Source organism: Vreelandella profundi (assembly GCF_019722725.1).
Taxonomy (GTDB): domain Bacteria; phylum Pseudomonadota; class Gammaproteobacteria; order Pseudomonadales; family Halomonadaceae; genus Vreelandella; species Vreelandella profundi.
The window spans coordinates 402,551-417,747 of the sequence record NZ_CP077941.1; the positions used below are offsets into that span (position 1 = coordinate 402,551).

Below are 15,197 nucleotides of genomic sequence, written 5' to 3' on the forward strand. Positions count from 1 at the left end.
GAGACCACCTGCACATGAGCACTAGTCTTCTACCGGTGGGGCAGCTTTCACCCGGCGGCGACCTTGGCGGTTATATCCGTGCGGTCAATGGTATTTCGGTATTAACGGCCGATGAAGAGCGCGAGCTTGCCTATCGTTTACACGATGAGGGTGATCTTGAAGCCGCTCGGCGCTTAGTTATGTCGCATTTGCGCTTTGTTGTGCATATTGCCCGCAGTTACTCAGGTTACGGGCTGCCGCAAGCGGATCTAATTCAGGAAGGCAACGTTGGCTTGATGAAAGCCGTCAAGCGCTTTGATCCTAACCATGGCGTTCGGCTAGTTTCTTTTGCGGTGCATTGGATCAAAGCTGAAATACACGAATTTGTACTGCGTAACTGGCGCATCGTTAAAATTGCCACTACGAAAGCCCAGCGTAAGCTGTTTTTCAATTTGCGCAGCGCTAAGAAGCGCCTAGCATGGTTGAACAACGACGAAGTCGCCGCCATCGCCAAAGATCTCGACGTTAAGCCTGAAGTTGTACGTGATATGGAAGGTCGCCTTTCTTCTTACGACGCAGGGTTTGACGGCTCGCCGAGCGACGATGACGACAGCGCTTACCAAGCGCCGGTGCATTTTTTAGATGATGCGACGTCAGACCCGGCAACACAGCTGGAAGATAGCAATTTCGAAGAAGACTCTACGCGTCGTTTGCAGCTGGCGTTGGAAGGGCTAGACGATCGCTCGCGAGATATCTTGCAGCGCCGCTGGTTAGCTGAGAATAAAGAAACGCTGCATGACTTAGCCGACGTTTACGGCGTGAGTGCAGAGCGCATTCGTCAGCTTGAGAAAAATGCCATGAAAAAGCTGCGCTTGAAAATGGGTGAAGATTCCATTGCTGCATAGCTAGGTTTAAGTAACATAAGTTTAAATACCGTAAGCGTCAATATCGTAAGTTGCGGCATGGTATGTGTAATATAAAAAACCGGCCTTCTTTAATAGAAGGACCGGTTTTTTTTGAGGTAAGGCCAGCGCCCGTTGGTTTATGGCTTAGGCGGGAAGTGCGGCGGCGCGCAGCAAATGAGCCGACAGCAATGACCACTGATCTTCCCAGTGCTCGGTCGGCATGCGTTTGAAATCACTGCGCACATACTGCGAAATGCGTCCTTCTGCCTGGGCCGCTAGCAAATTAGCGGCGGCCGGCGCCGGAATAGTGGGGCGCAGTCCTTCACGTAGCTCTGCCTCGCGTAGGATCTGCTTTAGCTGCGTCTCTAAGCGTTCAAACAGCTGATTGATACGCTGGCGCAGTCGAGCGGTTTCGCCAGTGAGTACGTCGCCCCCCATCACGCGAGCAAGGCCTGGATTCTTTTCAGCAAAGCCGAGCAGTAGCGCAAGAATGGTGCCGCAGCGCGTAGTGGCATCGGGTACGTCTTCTAAAATGCGCGTAATACGGGCAAAAATGCTTTCTTCAATAAAGTCGATTAGCCCTTCAAACATGCGCGCTTTGCTAGGAAAATGGCGATAGAGTGCCGCCTCTGATACTCCCACCTGACGCGCCAGGGCCGCCGTAGTAATGCGTTTTCCGCTGTCCTCTTCAAGCATCAATGCCAGCGCCTGGAGAATCTGCTCGCGACGGCGAGGCTTTTGGTCATCGCTCATAAAGTGCCCTCCGCCGCGGTTAGTACGCGTCCATTATTTGAGTGCCTACCCCAGCATTGGTGAAGATTTCTAGCAACACAGCGTGGGGAACGCGGCCATCAATAATGTGCGCGCTGTTCACGCCGCCTTTAACGGCATCTAGAGCGCAGCGGATTTTGGGCAGCATGCCGCCATAAATTGTGCCATCGGCGATTAAGGCATCTACCTGAGAAGTGGTTAATCCCGTAAGTACTTCGCCTTCGGTATTCATTAAGCCGGCCACATTGGTGAGCAGCATTAATTTTTCGGCGTTAAGGGCTTCGGCAATTTTGCCGGCCACTAAATCGGCATTAATGTTGTAGCTGTGGCCTTTTGCATCAACGCCGATGGGGGCAATCACCGGAATAAAGTCGCGAGCCGCGAGCATCTCGATTAGCTCGGTTGAGATCGACTCAACTTCGCCCACATGGCCAATGTCGATAATTTCGGGCGCGGTCATTTCGGGGCTTTGATGCTCAACTTTAAGCTGGCGAGCACGAATTTGTGCGCCGTCTTTACCCGTTAAGCCTATCGCCTTGCCGCCGCTCTGATTGATGAGGTTGACGATGCTTTTATTGACCAGACCGCCTAGCACCATCTCAACCACGTCCATGGTTTGCGAGTCGGTAACGCGCATGCCGTTCACAAAGCGTGATTCAATGTTGAGCTTTTTCAGCAGGTCGCCAATTTGCGGGCCGCCACCGTGCACCACCACTGGATTAATACCGACTTCCTTCATTAACACGATATCGCGTGCAAAGGAGTCAATCAGGGTGCTTTCAGTCATTGCATTGCCGCCATATTTGACCACGACGGTTTTGCCGGAAAACTGCTGGATATAGGGAAGCGCTTCGGAAAGCACTTCCACGACGACCTGTGGGTCGCTACTGGCTGAACTCATTATGTTGTCCCTTGCGAACGTTTTTATGCTGATCACGTTTATGCTGATGTAGTGATGAGGGCCATGCTTTCTTAGTGCACACGATCCCTTCGACGCCTAGCTATCTTCAATGGCGAGCTTAAGCTCTGGCGCGACGCGTAATAACGCGGTGTTAAAAACAGATTTGATGCGTGCTAGCGCGGCATCGTCTTTGCCTTCAAAGCGCATCACCAGTGCAGGCGTGGTGTTAGATGCTCGGCACAGCCCCCAACCATCTGCATAGTCGACGCGAATGCCGTCCAACGTGGTTTTGATACCTTCGCCGAAGTCGCCCTCACGAGCAAGCTTATCGACGATAGAAAATTTGTTAGCGTCGGTCACCGCAATGTTAATTTCCGGGGTGCCTGCGTCCTGGGGGAATTTTGCAAAGAACGTATCAGCATCGTCGGCTTGGTTAGCTAAAATCTCAATCAGCCGGGCGGCGGCATAAAGACCATCGTCAAAACCATACCAGCGCTCTTGGAAAAAAATATGCCCGCTCATTTCACCTGCCAGCAGAGCGCCCGTGGCTTTCATGCGCGCCTTGATCAGCGAGTGCCCGGTTCGCCACATTTCTGGTTCGCCGCCTGCTTCGCTGATCACTTTCACCAGGTTGCCCGTGCACTTGATGTCAAAAATGACCTTGGCGCCGGGCTGGCGAGAGAGCATGTCGGTGGCAAATACCATTAGTAGATGATCGGGAAACACTAGCTGGCCGTGAGGAGTGACAACGCCTAGGCGATCGCCGTCGCCATCGAAGGCAAGGCCAATATCAGCACCGGTTTCGCGAACCTTGCGTATCAGATCTTGCATATTTTCCGGCTTGCCAGGGTCCGGATGGTGATTGGGGAAGTTGCCGTCGATTTCGGCAAACAGTGGGACTGTCTCCACGCCTAGGCGCGACAGCAGCTGTGGCCCCAGCTCGCCGGCGACGCCGTTACCGCAGTCGACAACGGCTTTTAACGGCCTGCTTAGGTGAACGTCGTCTAAAATGCGCGCTAAGTACGTTTCGCGAATATCTTGCTGAGTGATGCTGCCTTGGCCGTCTACCAGCTCGCCAGACTGGATTCGCTCGAACAAGGCAGTAATGGCGTCGCCGGAAAGCGTTTCGCCGCCCAGCACGATTTTAAAACCATTATAGTCCGGCGGATTGTGGCTGCCGGTCACCATGACGCCCGATTGGGTGCCCTCTAGCAGGTGGGTAGCAAAATAGAGCACCGGTGTCGGCACCATGCCGATGTCGATGACATTGCGCCCTGCAGCGTTCAGACCGCGCATTAAAGCAGCTTGCAGCCGCGCGCCTGAAAGACGCCCATCGCGTGCCACCACCACCGTGGACTCACCGCGTGCGGCTGCCTCAGAGCCCACGGCGCGGCCAATCATCTCGGCCGTGCTTTCTGTCAGCGTGTCGTCAACAATACCGCGAATGTCGTAGGCGCGAAAAATCGAGGCGGGTACGGTCTGTGTGTTCATAAGGCTTCCCAGCTAAACCAACATGCGTTGCTCATCGCGATTTTATCCGCAAGAGGCTACTGACTGCCGGTGCTGCCAAATCCTGCGCTGCCGCGTGAAGAATCTTCAAAAGCGTCTACAAGAGACAGCTCGGCCTGTACGACGGGCACCAGTACATACTGTGCCAGACGCTCAAAGGGCGCTAGCGTAAACGCACTTTGTCCACGGTTCCAGACAGAGATCATCAGCTCACCCTGATAATCAGAATCGATTAAGCCGACCAAATTACCCAGTACGATGCCGTGCTTATGCCCTAATCCCGAGCGCGGCAAAATCATGCCCGCAAGGGAGGGGTCTTCAATATAGATGGCAATGCCGGTACGCACGAGCTGGCATTCGCCGGGGGCTAACGTTAGCGGCTCATCTAGCAGAGCGCGAAGGTCCATGCCGGCGGAGCCTTCGGTGGCATACGTTGGCAAATAGTCGTTGAGTCGCTCATCCAGCAGTTTGCACTGTAGCCGAGGGCGGGCGGTCATAGGGTATCTCCAGGGGCAGAATTAGATGCATGTTCAGCGGTTTTTGTCGCTAGCAGGGCGAGCGCTTGGCGAATAATAGTGCCAGCCAGCTGTGTTTTTGGCTGCGGCGCTTCCGATCGGCTCTCAACGCCTTCGGGCGTGCGCCACAGTAGCCAGGCAGCGTTCTGGTCGCTGCCAAAACCAAGGCCCGCTAAAGAAACGTCATTAGCGACAATCATATCCAGCCCTTTGCTCTGCAGCTTGTCGCGTGCGTAGCGCTCGATTTGCTGGGTTTCGGCAGCAAAGCCGACGACAAGCGGGCGCTGCTCAGCGGGCAGCGCCGCGACGCCGGCGATAATGTCAGGATTTTTAACCAGCGTCAGAGTGAGCGTATCTCCCGTTTCCTGTTTTTTGAGTTTGTGCTCGGCGGGGGCCGCGGCGCGATAGTCGGCGACGGCGGCGCAGCCGATAAACATCGCCGCCTGAGGTGCTAGCCGCTGGGCCTCGGCGTGCATCTGTTCGGCAGACTCTACGTCAATGCGCGTGACGCCTTTCGGCGTGGGTAGCTCAACGGGCCCGCTGATCAGCGTCACCTTGGCGCCTTCAAGCGCCGCCGCAGCGGCCAGCGCGAAGCCCATTTTCCCAGAGCTGTGATTGGAGATATAGCGCACGGGGTCGAGCGGCTCACGGGTAGGGCCCGCCGTAATGACAATATGGGGAGCACTGGCTGCGGGGCGAGGGGCGACGTGAGATGCCATGAATAAGTCGACAACCGCGCTAAAGATCTCGTCAGGCTCGCTCATACGGCCAGGGCCGACATCGCCACAGGCCTGGTCACCGGCAGCGGGGCCGATCAGCTGCCAGCGGTCGCTCTCCAGCTGCGCTACGTTGCGCTGCGTGGCGGGATGGTGCCACATGGCCTGGTTCATCGCCGGAGCAACGAGTTTAGGCGCATCAGACGCCAAGCACAGCGTAGTGAGCAGGTCGTCGGCCATGCCGTGTACTAGGCGTGCGATTAAGTCCGCGGTGGCCGGCGCAATCAGCACAACATCTGCCCAGCGTGCCAGTTCGATATGGCCCATGCCGGCTTCTGCCTCCGGGTCGAGCAAAGACGTGCGTACCGGCTCGCCAGAAAGCGCCTGCAGCGTTAGTGGCGTAATAAACGCCTGCGCCCCGCTGGTCATCACCACGCGAACCTCGCAGCCTGCTTGCTTAAGCAAACGCACCAAAAGAGCGCTTTTATAGGCTGCGATACCCGCGCTAACACCTAGCAGCACGCGTTTGCCCGTGAGCGTCGGCGCCTTGCCAGACGCGCTTATTGAAGTACCAGAAGCCATGAGCAGTGATCCACGTCAGCGTTCGTGAGGAGGCTTACCATACCATTGGCATCGAGATTTGGCATGCTAGGGGTAAACAAGGTTAAGCTAGGTTTAATGAGGCTGGCTAGGCGCAAGCTGTTTTAGATGGGCAGCGCATTAATACGCACAACAATGAGTCATGCGGGAAGGTGCAATGGGAATCAATCACTGGCCGGAAGGTGAGCGGCCCCGAGAAAAATTATTAAATAACGGCGCCCAGGCGCTTTCAGACGCTGAGTTACTGGCAATTTTCTTGCGCGTCGGCGTGCAGGGGCGCTCGGCGGTTGATTTAGCGCGAGACCTGCTCAGCAGCTTCGGTGGCTTGCGGCCTCTGCTGGAGGCTAATCAGACAAGCTTTTGCGCCGCGCATGGGCTGGGGAGCGCTAAGTACGCCCAGCTACAGGCGACGCTTGAACTGTCGCGACGTCATTTAGCCAGCCAGCTGGCGCGCGGCAACGCGCTAACATCGCCGGACTTGGTGCGCCACTATTTGAGTTCACAGCTGCGTCATTTAGGGCATGAGGAATTTGCGGTGCTTTTTTTAGATACTCAGCACCGAATTATTCGCTATGAATCGCTGTTTCGCGGTACCCTAGACAGCGCATCTGTTTACCCCCGCGAAGTTGCCAAGCGCGCATTAGAACTTAGCGCTGGCGCCGTTATCCTGGCTCACAACCACCCCTCGGGTGTGGCAGAGCCAAGCGATGCTGACCGACGTATCACTGAACGTTTAAAAGACGCTCTCGCACTTTTTGACGTGCGCGTGTTGGATCATTTCGTGGTGGGGGATGGAGACGTGGTTTCTTTTGCCGAGCGCGGCTGGCTATAAGCTGAATTGATGCATCGTTGTTATTCGCAGAGAATAACGCGGGCTATCGATTTTCTAAGTTTGATGAATTAAAAAGCTGTTTTTTAGCCTTTTTGGTCGGTTTAGCTTGCTGCTAGTCAGGTGCTCTGGTATAAAGTGCCACCTTTAAACTTGGGTTGAATAACGGATTTGGATAAAGCTTGGCCGGTTCACCGCGTCGACTCCTTCCTGCTCCGGTTTGCCCGACAGTTTTGAACACTCAGGTTATTATATCCTGGCCAAGCAGTTGAGAGGCTCTCATGTCCAAAGTATGTCAGGTTACCGGTAAGCGTCCGGTAACTGGAAATAACGTTTCACACTCAATGCGTAAGACACGTCGTCGTTTCTTGCCAAACCTGCACACCCATCGTTTTTGGGTTGAGTCTGAAAACCGCTTCGTCAAGCTGCGCGTTTCCACTAAAGGAATGCGTATTATTGATAAAAACGGTATCGACGCAGTTTTGGTTGGTATTCGTAAGCGCGGCGACGCTATCTAAGCCAGCTTTTGGGCCAAGCGTTTCGGACCAAGCATTTTGGAAGGATTAAACCATGCGCGATAAAATCAAGTTGGTGTCTAGTGCCGGTACAGGTCACTTCTACACCACTGATAAAAACAAGCGGAACACGCCGGACAAGTTCGAATTCAAGAAATTCGACCCGGTCGTCCGTAAGCACGTTATGTACAAGGAAGCTAAGATCAAGTAATCGCTGTTGCGATGAAGATCGGCTTTCACTACAGGCGAGCGCCTGTTCAAAAACCCGGCCCCAAGCCGGGTTTTTGCATGCATGTCTTTCGCATGTCGCATATGTCTTTTAGCCATCCTCGCAAGGCTGTCATCACAGGCCGGTAGATGTCCAAATATGCCCGAACTCCCCGAAGTTGAAACGACCCGACGCGGAATAGCCCCCTACATTGAGGGCCAGGAGATTACCGAGGTGCTGGTGCGTCAGCCGCGGCTGCGTGTGCCGGTGCCAGAGGATCTTGCTGAGCGACTGGTGGGCGCGCAGATTGGCGTATTGACGCGGCGTGCTAAGTATTTACAGATCCCCATTCACACTGCCCATGCGCCAGGCGGCGAGCCTGATACCGCGCAACCCGCGGATGCAACGCTGCTATGGCACCTGGGTATGTCGGGTAGCCTGCGTATTGCGCGGGCGGGGGATTTGCCTAAAAAGCATGACCATGTCGATGTGGTGACCGCCAGCGGCTACGTGTTGCGCTACCATGATCCTCGCCGCTTTGGCTTTGTGGATTGGCGGCTAGAGGATGCATCGCTGGATAAGCGCCTTGCGCACTTAGGCCCAGAGCCGCTGTCTGACGCGTTTAACGGTAAATGGCTATACACCCTCTCGCGCAATAAGCGGGTGGCGGTTAAGCCATTTTTGATGGATAACCAGGTAGTGGTTGGCGCCGGGAATATTTACGCGGCCGAAGCGCTATTTATGGCGGGTATTGATCCGCGTCGCGCAGCGGGCCGCGTCTCCCTCGCGCGCTATCAGCAGCTAGCGGTAGCGGTAAAAGAGGTGCTGGCCGCTGCGATTACTCAGGGCGGCACTACACTGCGTGATTTTGTGAGCGGTCAGGGCGAGCCCGGCTACTTCGCTCAGCGCCTAAAAGTTTACGGGCGCCACGGCCAGCCGTGCTTTCGCTGTGGTGCTGAGCTGCGCCGCATTACGCTTGGCCAGCGGGCCAGCGTGTTCTGCCCCGGTTGCCAACACTAATGGCCGCCTCTGATATGGTTATTTTGCATCTTAATCGATTGCCCTATTTAAGTTTGTTGCCCTGCTTGGGTTTTTCTAAGCCTAAGGTTTTTAAGACAACGTTTTAAGACAAAGCGCTAAGACAGCGCTTTTGGAGATTTTTGTGACCCAACGCCTGCGCCTAAATAAACACGCTGACCGCCGCCTTAAAGCGGGCCATCTTTGGATCTACTCCAATGAGGTCGATATTAAAGAAACGCCGCTGAAAAACTTTACGGCAGGTGAAACCGCTTTGGTAGAAGCGTCCAACGGTAAGGTCATCGCGGTGGCGTATGTGAATCCCCATTCGCTCATAGCCGCGCGGGTCATGTCACGCGATCCCGAAATGCGCCTTGACCGCTCGCTGTTTGTGCACCGCTTTAATCAAGCGCTAGCACTGCGCGAGCGCCTTTACGATCAGCCCTACTATCGCTTGATCCACGGTGAAGGAGACCTGCTGCCAGGCCTGGTAGTTGATCGCTTTGGCGATGTGGTTGTCGTACAGCTTAATACTGCTGGCATGCAGGCATTGGCAGATGAGATCGTCGATGCGCTGGAAAAAGTCATCAAGCCTGAGGTGATCGTCTTCCGTAACGACACCGGCGGTCGCCGTCAGGAAGGGCTAGAGGCTCACGTTGAAGTGATCAAAGGCGTCTTGCCTGACGAAGTCTTGCTAGAAGAGAACGGCGCGCGCTTTGCAGTGCCGGTTATTAACGGCCAGAAAACCGGCTGGTTCTTTGACCACCGGGTGAACCGCGAGTGGCTCAATCGCCAAGTGTCGGGTAAGCGCGTGCTGGACGTGTTCAGCTACGTGGGCGGTTGGGGCGTACAGGCCGCGGTTCACGGCGCTAAAGATGTGCTGTGCTTAGACTCTTCCAAGCCCGCGCTTGATCAGGTTCTTCGCAATGCCGAGCTGAACGGTGTGCAGGAGCAGGTTGCCGTGGGTGAGGGCGATGCCTTTGAAGCCCTGGCGGCTTTGAAAGCAGACGGCGAGCAGTTTGACGTTATCGTGCTTGATCCACCTGCGTTTATTAAAAAGCGCAAAGATATCCCCAACGGCGAGCGCGCCTATGCTCGCTTAAACCGCGAAGCTATGCGTCTGCTGGGCCGCGATGGACTGATGGTATCCGCCTCGTGCTCAATGCATCTGGCGCCTGATCGGCTGATGGATGTCGTGCGTGGCGCGGTACGTCACCAAGACCGTCAAGGTCAGGTGATTTTCCAGGGCCACCAGGGGCCTGACCATCCGGTACATCCGGCTATCCCCGAAACGTCTTACCTAAAAGCGCTGGGCGTGCGCGTGTTCCGCGATTAATTTAAAGGAAAAGATAATGGAGTGGGTGCTGCCTGATTCTTTCATGATTGATATCCGCGTGGCTGATGAGGCGATTGACGCCTATCAGCACGTCAACAACAGCGAGTACCTGCGCTGGGTTGAGCAGGTCAGCTGGGCGCACTCGGAGGCGCTTGGGCTATCGCTTGAGCGTTATCGCGAGCTTGATCGTGCCATGGTGGTTCATCGCCATGAGCTTGACTACCTCGCGCCCGCCTTTGCCGGCGACGAACTGCTGTTGGCGACTTGGATTGTCGATTGTGATGAGCGGTTTAGTCTGACCCGGCGTTTTCAACTTAAGCGACCGCGAGATGGCAAAACGTTGCTAAACGCACGCACGCGCTTTGCCTGTGTTGCGCTTAGTACCGGGCGCCCTAAGCGCTTGCCCGATGAATATCGGCGTATCTATGGTGGCGCGGTGGTTGTGGAGTGACGCAAGAAAAAGTTGATTTTTTCGTGTGGAAACGTCATTCGCTAGATTTTTCTCCTAAAAAACGCCTTAACCGGCGTTTTTTTTGTTTTTATTTTCAGGGCTGGTGGTCAACGTTAAGGGTGATGTAGTTTGCCTAGCAGAGCTAATTTTTCTGCTTAGCGCCGACGTTACATAAAAGGAAGCCGCCAATGAATATCGCCATCCCTAAAGAAATTAAAAATCATGAATACCGAGTGGCCTTAACCCCCGCCGGCGCACGCGAATTAGTCGGGCGTGGCCATCATGTCAGCGTTCAGGCCGGTGCCGGTGAAGGCGCGGGATTTGCGGATGATGACTATCACGCCGCCGGTGCGCAGATAGAGGCCGATGTCGAGGCGCTGTGGCGAGGTGCCGAGCTGATTCTTAAGGTCAAAGAACCCCAGCCGGAGGAGGTGGCACGGCTCACTCCGACGCATACGCTGTTCACCTACCTGCATCTTGCCGCTGAACAAGCGCTTACCCGTGGGCTAATGGAAAGCGGCGCGACCTGTATCGCCTATGAAACCATTACCGACGCGCGAGGCGGTCTACCGCTGCTTGCGCCGATGAGCACGGTGGCCGGTCGAATGGTCGTTCAGGCCGGTGCCCACAGCCTGGAAAAAGCCCAGGGTGGCGCCGGCGTGCTGCTGCCCGGCGTCCCTGGCGTTGCACCGGGCAAAGTGACCGTGATTGGGGGCGGCGTGGTCGGCGAAAACGCGGCCCGTATGGCGCTGGGGCTAGGCGCTGACGTCACCATTTTGGATAAATCGCTGGCCCGACTGGAAGTGCTGGACGATCGTTATCAGGGGCGCATTAAAACGGTTTATTCCACCACCGACGCCTTGGAAAGCGCTGTGCGTGAGTCCGATATGATTATTGGCGCAGTGCTGGTGCCTGGCGCCGCCGCCCCCAAATTAATTACCCGGAATATGCTGGCCGATATGAAGCCCGGCAGCGTGTTGGTCGATGTCGCGATTGACCAGGGCGGCTGTTTTGAAACCAGCAAGCCCACAACGCACGCTGAGCCAACCTATATCGTTGATGGCATTGTCCACTACTGCGTGGCCAATATGCCCGGTGCGGTGGCGCGTACCTCCACCCAAGGGCTAACCAATGCAACGCTGCCGTTTGTGATTGCGCTGGCGGATAAAGGCTGGCAGCAGGCGCTGCGCGATGACCCGCACTTTCTGCCGGGGTTGAACGTACATGCTGGGCAAGTCACCTACCGCGCAGTGGCTGACGCTTTTAGTCTGGAAAGTGTCGACCCGGCAAGTATTATTCAGTAAGCCGCGCAGCAACCGCTAACAGGGGCTTGGCTAACAGGATCTTAGCTAACAGGGCTTAGCTAACAGGGCTTTAATAGTGCGGAGGTAGCTCATCCTCAGGGCGTCGGCCACCCTGGGGCTCGCTATCTTGGAGTGCTTGGTGCTGCTCGCGCAGACGTTCGCGCATTAGTCCACTGAGCTGCTCTAGTTTTTCTAGGCGCCGCTCCTGTTGCACGACCGCTTGGTCTAGCGTGTCCAGCCAGTGCTCTTGGTAAGCGAGACGGCTTTCTAACGATTCAAGAAGTTGAGTTAGCTCAGCAGGCGTTAATTCGTGGGTCATGATAACATTGCAACCTTATGTAGTAGTATGCCGGTGCTATTGGGAGTGGGCCTGATAGTTCGGGTATTGTCCTTCGTCTGTTACCCATACAACAAGAGAGCTTTCTTTTTCTATGAACCCAAAAGTTGTGTTTCGCTGTTTCTTAATCAGTGTATTACTGTCCGCCCCCACGCCATTTCTGTTGGCGGGGATTGTTCATTTAACCGATAGTGCGCTCGCTGAGCTATGGCTGGCTGAGTTAGCCATCAGTGGTATGAGCGGTGTGTATATTGCCGTTGCTATAGGGTGTTTTATTGTTTTGTTCCTCGGCACTTTGGCATCAGCTGCGTTGGTACCTTTAGTGGTGACGTCAGACGCTATGGCACGTTCCAATTCAGCGTCGCGTCCGCCCCAAGCGGCGGCTCCTTTGGAAGACGATGAGGAAGAAGACATCATCGACCCCAATGACGGCCGTGAAGAAGGTGATGTAAAGTGGTTCAACACTAACAAAGGTTACGGTTTTATTACCCGCGACAATGGCGAAGACGTATTTGTACATTTTCGCGCCATTCGTGGTCGTGGCCCGCGTATGTTGGCAGAAGGTCAAATTGTGCGTTACCACGTGATCAAAAATGAGCGTGGCCTGCAGGCTGACGATGTAAGTATTATCGAGTAGGTTTAATCGCTCGCTTGATAGTAAACGACCCCGCCTCGGCGGGGTCGTTTACGTTTAGCTCGTTGGGTGGTTTAGTTAGCCTGATGTCAGCGGCCCGAATCTGGCCACGCAATTTCACCTTCTTTGCCACCTGGGAATACTTGCCAAAAGCGGTCGGGGTCATCGCCGGGGTTCCAGCCGCCTAGCGAGCAGCGCACCTCGGTTTGCAGTGCTTCTGCCGCCTGCTGGGCGCAGTCCTGATCGGTTAGCCAGGGGGTATGGTTGCTATCAAACCATAGGCTAGCAAACCCACCAGCGGCCTTATCAACCAGTAGCACCGGTACACAGTCGCCCTGGTATTGGCCACGGGTTTTCCACTGGCCTTTACCGGCTGGGCTAAGCGGGGGTGCTATCAGCGCACTTTTTAGCCACGCATTGAGTGCGTCCAGCGAAACGCTCTTCAGGTAAATTTCTATATCGGGGTAACGCTCCATCATACGTTTGCCTCACCGGTAATGAGCAGCGCCTGTAGCGTGGCTTCGTAAATCCGGCTTAAATCGTCTAGATCGCTGGCGCGAACGCGCTCATTGACCTTGTGGATGGTATCGTTAAGCGGCCCTAATTCGACCACTTGAGCGCCCAGGGTGGCAATAAAGCGGCCATCAGACGTGCCGCCGCTGGTTGAAAGCGTTGGCCGTAGGCCGGTCACCGCTTCAACGCCTTTCACGGCCGCGTCGACAAGCTCGCCTTTTGCAGTCAAAAATGGCTCGCCATTGAGCGTCCAGTCTACCTGATACTCAAGCGCATACTGGTTCAAAATCGCATGCGTGCGCGTTTTGAGTTCTTCATGGGTCACCTCGGTGGAGAAGCGGAAGTTAAAGACTACCTCCACGTCGCCAGGAATCACGTTGGTGGCGCCGGTGCCTGCCCGCAGGTTGGAAATTTGAAAGCTGGTGGCTGGGAAGAAATCGTTGCCAGCGTCCCAGTGCTCGTTGGTGAGCGCCGTTAGCGCAGGCATCGCTTGATGAATAGGGTTGCGCGCCAAATGCGGATAAGCCACGTGACCTTGAATGCCTTTGATGTGCAGCACGCCGCCGAGCGAACCGCGGCGCCCGTTTTTAATCACATCGCCCAGGCGCTCGGTTGAAGAGGGCTCGCCGACGATGCAGTAATCAAGGCGCTCATTGCGCTCGCGTAAATGCTCAACTACCGCGCGGGTGCCGTCCACCGCGGGGCCTTCTTCATCGGAGGTGATCAGAAAGGCAATCCGCCCATCGTGCTGAGGGTGGCGAGTCACAAAGCGCTCAACCGCTGTTAGCATTGAGGCCAAGCTGCCTTTCATATCGGCCGCACCGCGGCCGCACAGCATGCCCTCGTCGTCGATACAGGGTTCAAACGGCGGATGCTGCCAATTAACATGGGGACCGCTAGGGACAACGTCAGTATGCCCCGCGAACGCTATGACGGGGCCGTGGTGGCCGCGTATTGCCCAAAAATTTTGCACATCGCCAAACGGCAGGCGCTCAATATGAAAACCGAGCGCCTCCAAGCGCTCGATCATCAGGGGTTGGCAGCCTTCGTCGTCTGGCGTAACCGACGCGCGGCGCAACAGCTCAAAGGCGAGCGTGAGCGTGGGCGACAGTGATTCAGACTCAGTTATGGGCATGCAGCGCCTCGTTTAGGGCGATCGCACTTTTATTGGTCAAGCACTCAATGCGGCCACTTTGCGAATTGCGACGCCATAGCAGGTCATCTTGACCAGCTAATTCGCGCGCAGCGACGGTGTTTACTTCCTGGCCTTGCTCATCCAGCAGCGTAATTTTAGAGCCAGCGGTGATGTACAGGCCGGCTTCAACGGTGCAGCGATCGCCTAGCGGAATGCCGATGCCTGCGTTGGCGCCGATCAAGCAGCCTTCACCTACTTTAATAACCATATTGCCGCCGCCCGAAAGCGTGCCCATGGTCGAGCAGCCGCCGCCAAGGTCAGAGCCTTTGCCAACCATGACGCCGGCTGAAATACGGCCTTCAATCATTCCCGGGCCTTCACTGCCGGCATTGAAGTTGACAAAGCCTTCATGCATGACGGTGGTGCCTTCACCCAAATAGGCGCCCAGGCGCACGCGGGCGGTGTCGGCAATGCGAATACCGGTGGGCACGACGTAGTCGGTCATTTTGGGGAACTTGTCAACGCAGTCCACGGACAGCGCGCGTCCCGCCATACGCGCCTTCAGGCGGCGAGTTGGTAGCTCTTCAATATCAATCGCGCCTTCGTTGGTCCAGGCAATATTGCGCAGCAGGCCAAACATGCCGGTGAGATCAAGGCCGTGAGGTTTGACTAAGCGATGCGACAGTAGGTGCAGCTTTAAATACACCTCTGGCACGCTTTGCGGGGCTTGGTCGGTGTCCAGGAACATGGCTACCAACGGGCGTTGGCTGGCAGAAAGCGCTTCAGCAAGCTCCGCTTGGGCAGAGTGGCCTGCGGCTTCTAACGCTTTGGCCAGCCGCGTGCAGTCTTCCGGGAGAAAACTGATGGCGGCATTGCCCTTGGGCGCATCTAGCGCTTGTTGAGCGGCCTCCACCAGACTTGCTTCTGGGTTGAACAGTGGCGCCGGGTAATAAACTTCCAGCCAGTTGCCCTGAGTGTTTTGAGTGCCGATTCCAAGCGCAAAGCTCAGCATAAGTCGTCGT

At 55.7% G+C, this 15,197-nt stretch carries 18 protein-coding genes; 9 read left to right on the top strand and 9 right to left on the bottom strand.

All coding sequences use genetic code 11. The features are described from left to right. Positions 1–14 precede the first annotated feature (14 nt). On the top strand, positions 15–884 hold the full coding sequence (rpoH, locus tag KUO20_RS01915; RefSeq protein WP_235041232.1) for an RNA polymerase sigma factor RpoH: 870 nt from the start codon (positions 15–17) through the stop codon (positions 882–884). Between the two features lie 144 nt (positions 885–1,028). Here the strand turns inward: rpoH and slmA are convergent, their stop codons facing one another. The 5 genes from slmA to coaBC all read right to left on the bottom strand — a co-directional run bounded on the left by slmA (position 1,029) and on the right by coaBC (position 5,878). Then, complete coding sequence (gene slmA, locus KUO20_RS01920; RefSeq protein ID WP_235041233.1) at positions 1,029–1,637, bottom strand: nucleoid occlusion factor SlmA; 609 nt, start codon at positions 1,635–1,637, stop codon at positions 1,029–1,031. A gap of 19 nt (positions 1,638–1,656) precedes the next feature. Then, positions 1,657–2,556: an acetylglutamate kinase gene (gene argB / locus KUO20_RS01925; RefSeq protein WP_235041234.1), complete on the bottom strand. Its 900-nt coding sequence runs from the start codon at positions 2,554–2,556 to the stop codon at positions 1,657–1,659. A gap of 96 nt (positions 2,557–2,652) precedes the next feature. Next, entirely contained in the window at positions 2,653–4,047 is a 1,395-nt protein-coding gene (locus tag KUO20_RS01930) for a phosphomannomutase/phosphoglucomutase (RefSeq protein WP_235041235.1), read from the bottom strand. 56 nt (positions 4,048–4,103) lie between these two features. Continuing rightward, a complete protein-coding gene (gene dut, locus KUO20_RS01935; RefSeq protein WP_235041236.1) occupies positions 4,104–4,562 on the bottom strand; it encodes a dUTP diphosphatase in 459 nt (152 codons plus the stop codon). Further along, positions 4,559–5,878, bottom strand: coding sequence for a bifunctional phosphopantothenoylcysteine decarboxylase/phosphopantothenate--cysteine ligase CoaBC (coaBC, locus tag KUO20_RS01940; protein ID WP_235041237.1), 1,320 nt, complete (start codon positions 5,876–5,878; stop codon positions 4,559–4,561). Before coaBC ends, dut begins: the two co-directional genes overlap by 4 nt. Before the next feature lie 175 nt (positions 5,879–6,053). Between coaBC and radC the strand changes: the two genes are divergently transcribed. The 7 genes from radC to ald all read left to right on the top strand — a co-directional run bounded on the left by radC (position 6,054) and on the right by ald (position 11,556). Next, positions 6,054–6,728 carry a RadC family protein gene (gene radC / locus KUO20_RS01945; protein WP_235041238.1) on the top strand — a complete coding sequence of 225 codons (675 nt, stop codon included), beginning with the start codon at positions 6,054–6,056 and terminating at the stop codon, positions 6,726–6,728. 278 nt (positions 6,729–7,006) lie between these two features. Then, positions 7,007–7,243: a 50S ribosomal protein L28 gene (gene rpmB / locus KUO20_RS01950; RefSeq protein WP_096282194.1), complete on the top strand. Its 237-nt coding sequence runs from the start codon at positions 7,007–7,009 to the stop codon at positions 7,241–7,243. 52 nt (positions 7,244–7,295) lie between these two features. Beyond that, entirely contained in the window at positions 7,296–7,451 is a 156-nt protein-coding gene (gene rpmG / locus KUO20_RS01955) for a 50S ribosomal protein L33 (RefSeq protein WP_096282193.1), read from the top strand. Positions 7,452–7,607: 156 nt separating this feature from the next. Continuing rightward, positions 7,608–8,468 (top strand): bifunctional DNA-formamidopyrimidine glycosylase/DNA-(apurinic or apyrimidinic site) lyase, encoded by an 861-nt coding sequence (gene mutM / locus KUO20_RS01960; protein WP_235041239.1) that lies wholly within the window; start codon positions 7,608–7,610, stop codon positions 8,466–8,468. A gap of 142 nt (positions 8,469–8,610) precedes the next feature. Further along, positions 8,611–9,801 carry a class I SAM-dependent rRNA methyltransferase gene (locus tag KUO20_RS01965; protein ID WP_235041240.1) on the top strand — a complete coding sequence of 397 codons (1,191 nt, stop codon included), beginning with the start codon at positions 8,611–8,613 and terminating at the stop codon, positions 9,799–9,801. Positions 9,802–9,817: 16 nt separating this feature from the next. Further along, entirely contained in the window at positions 9,818–10,252 is a 435-nt protein-coding gene (locus KUO20_RS01970; RefSeq protein ID WP_235041241.1) for an acyl-CoA thioesterase, read from the top strand. Between the two features lie 188 nt (positions 10,253–10,440). After that, positions 10,441–11,556 (top strand): alanine dehydrogenase, encoded by a 1,116-nt coding sequence (gene ald, locus KUO20_RS01975; RefSeq protein WP_235041242.1) that lies wholly within the window; start codon positions 10,441–10,443, stop codon positions 11,554–11,556. Between the two features lie 70 nt (positions 11,557–11,626). Here ald and KUO20_RS01980 read toward each other — a convergent pair whose 3' ends face one another. Continuing rightward, positions 11,627–11,875, bottom strand: a complete 249-nt coding sequence (locus tag KUO20_RS01980) for a SlyX family protein (protein WP_096282188.1) — start codon at positions 11,873–11,875, stop codon at positions 11,627–11,629. 112 nt (positions 11,876–11,987) lie between these two features. On the opposite strand from KUO20_RS01980, the gene KUO20_RS16760 reads away from it, so the two are divergent. Further along, positions 11,988–12,530 (top strand): cold-shock protein, encoded by a 543-nt coding sequence (locus tag KUO20_RS16760; RefSeq protein WP_273543153.1) that lies wholly within the window; start codon positions 11,988–11,990, stop codon positions 12,528–12,530. 86 nt (positions 12,531–12,616) lie between these two features. Here KUO20_RS16760 and KUO20_RS01990 read toward each other — a convergent pair whose 3' ends face one another. Genes KUO20_RS01990 through dapD form a run of 3 tightly spaced genes read right to left on the bottom strand, consistent with a single transcriptional unit; the run spans position 12,617 to position 15,187 of the window. Then, positions 12,617–13,006: a hypothetical protein gene (locus tag KUO20_RS01990; RefSeq protein WP_235041243.1), complete on the bottom strand. Its 390-nt coding sequence runs from the start codon at positions 13,004–13,006 to the stop codon at positions 12,617–12,619. Further along, positions 13,003–14,175: a succinyl-diaminopimelate desuccinylase gene (gene dapE, locus KUO20_RS01995; protein ID WP_235041244.1), complete on the bottom strand. Its 1,173-nt coding sequence runs from the start codon at positions 14,173–14,175 to the stop codon at positions 13,003–13,005. The genes KUO20_RS01990 and dapE overlap by 4 nt, the downstream gene beginning before the upstream one ends. After that, complete coding sequence (gene dapD / locus KUO20_RS02000; RefSeq protein ID WP_235041245.1) at positions 14,162–15,187, bottom strand: 2,3,4,5-tetrahydropyridine-2,6-dicarboxylate N-succinyltransferase; 1,026 nt, start codon at positions 15,185–15,187, stop codon at positions 14,162–14,164. Before dapD ends, dapE begins: the two co-directional genes overlap by 14 nt. Between the last annotated feature and the right edge of the window lie 10 nt (positions 15,188–15,197).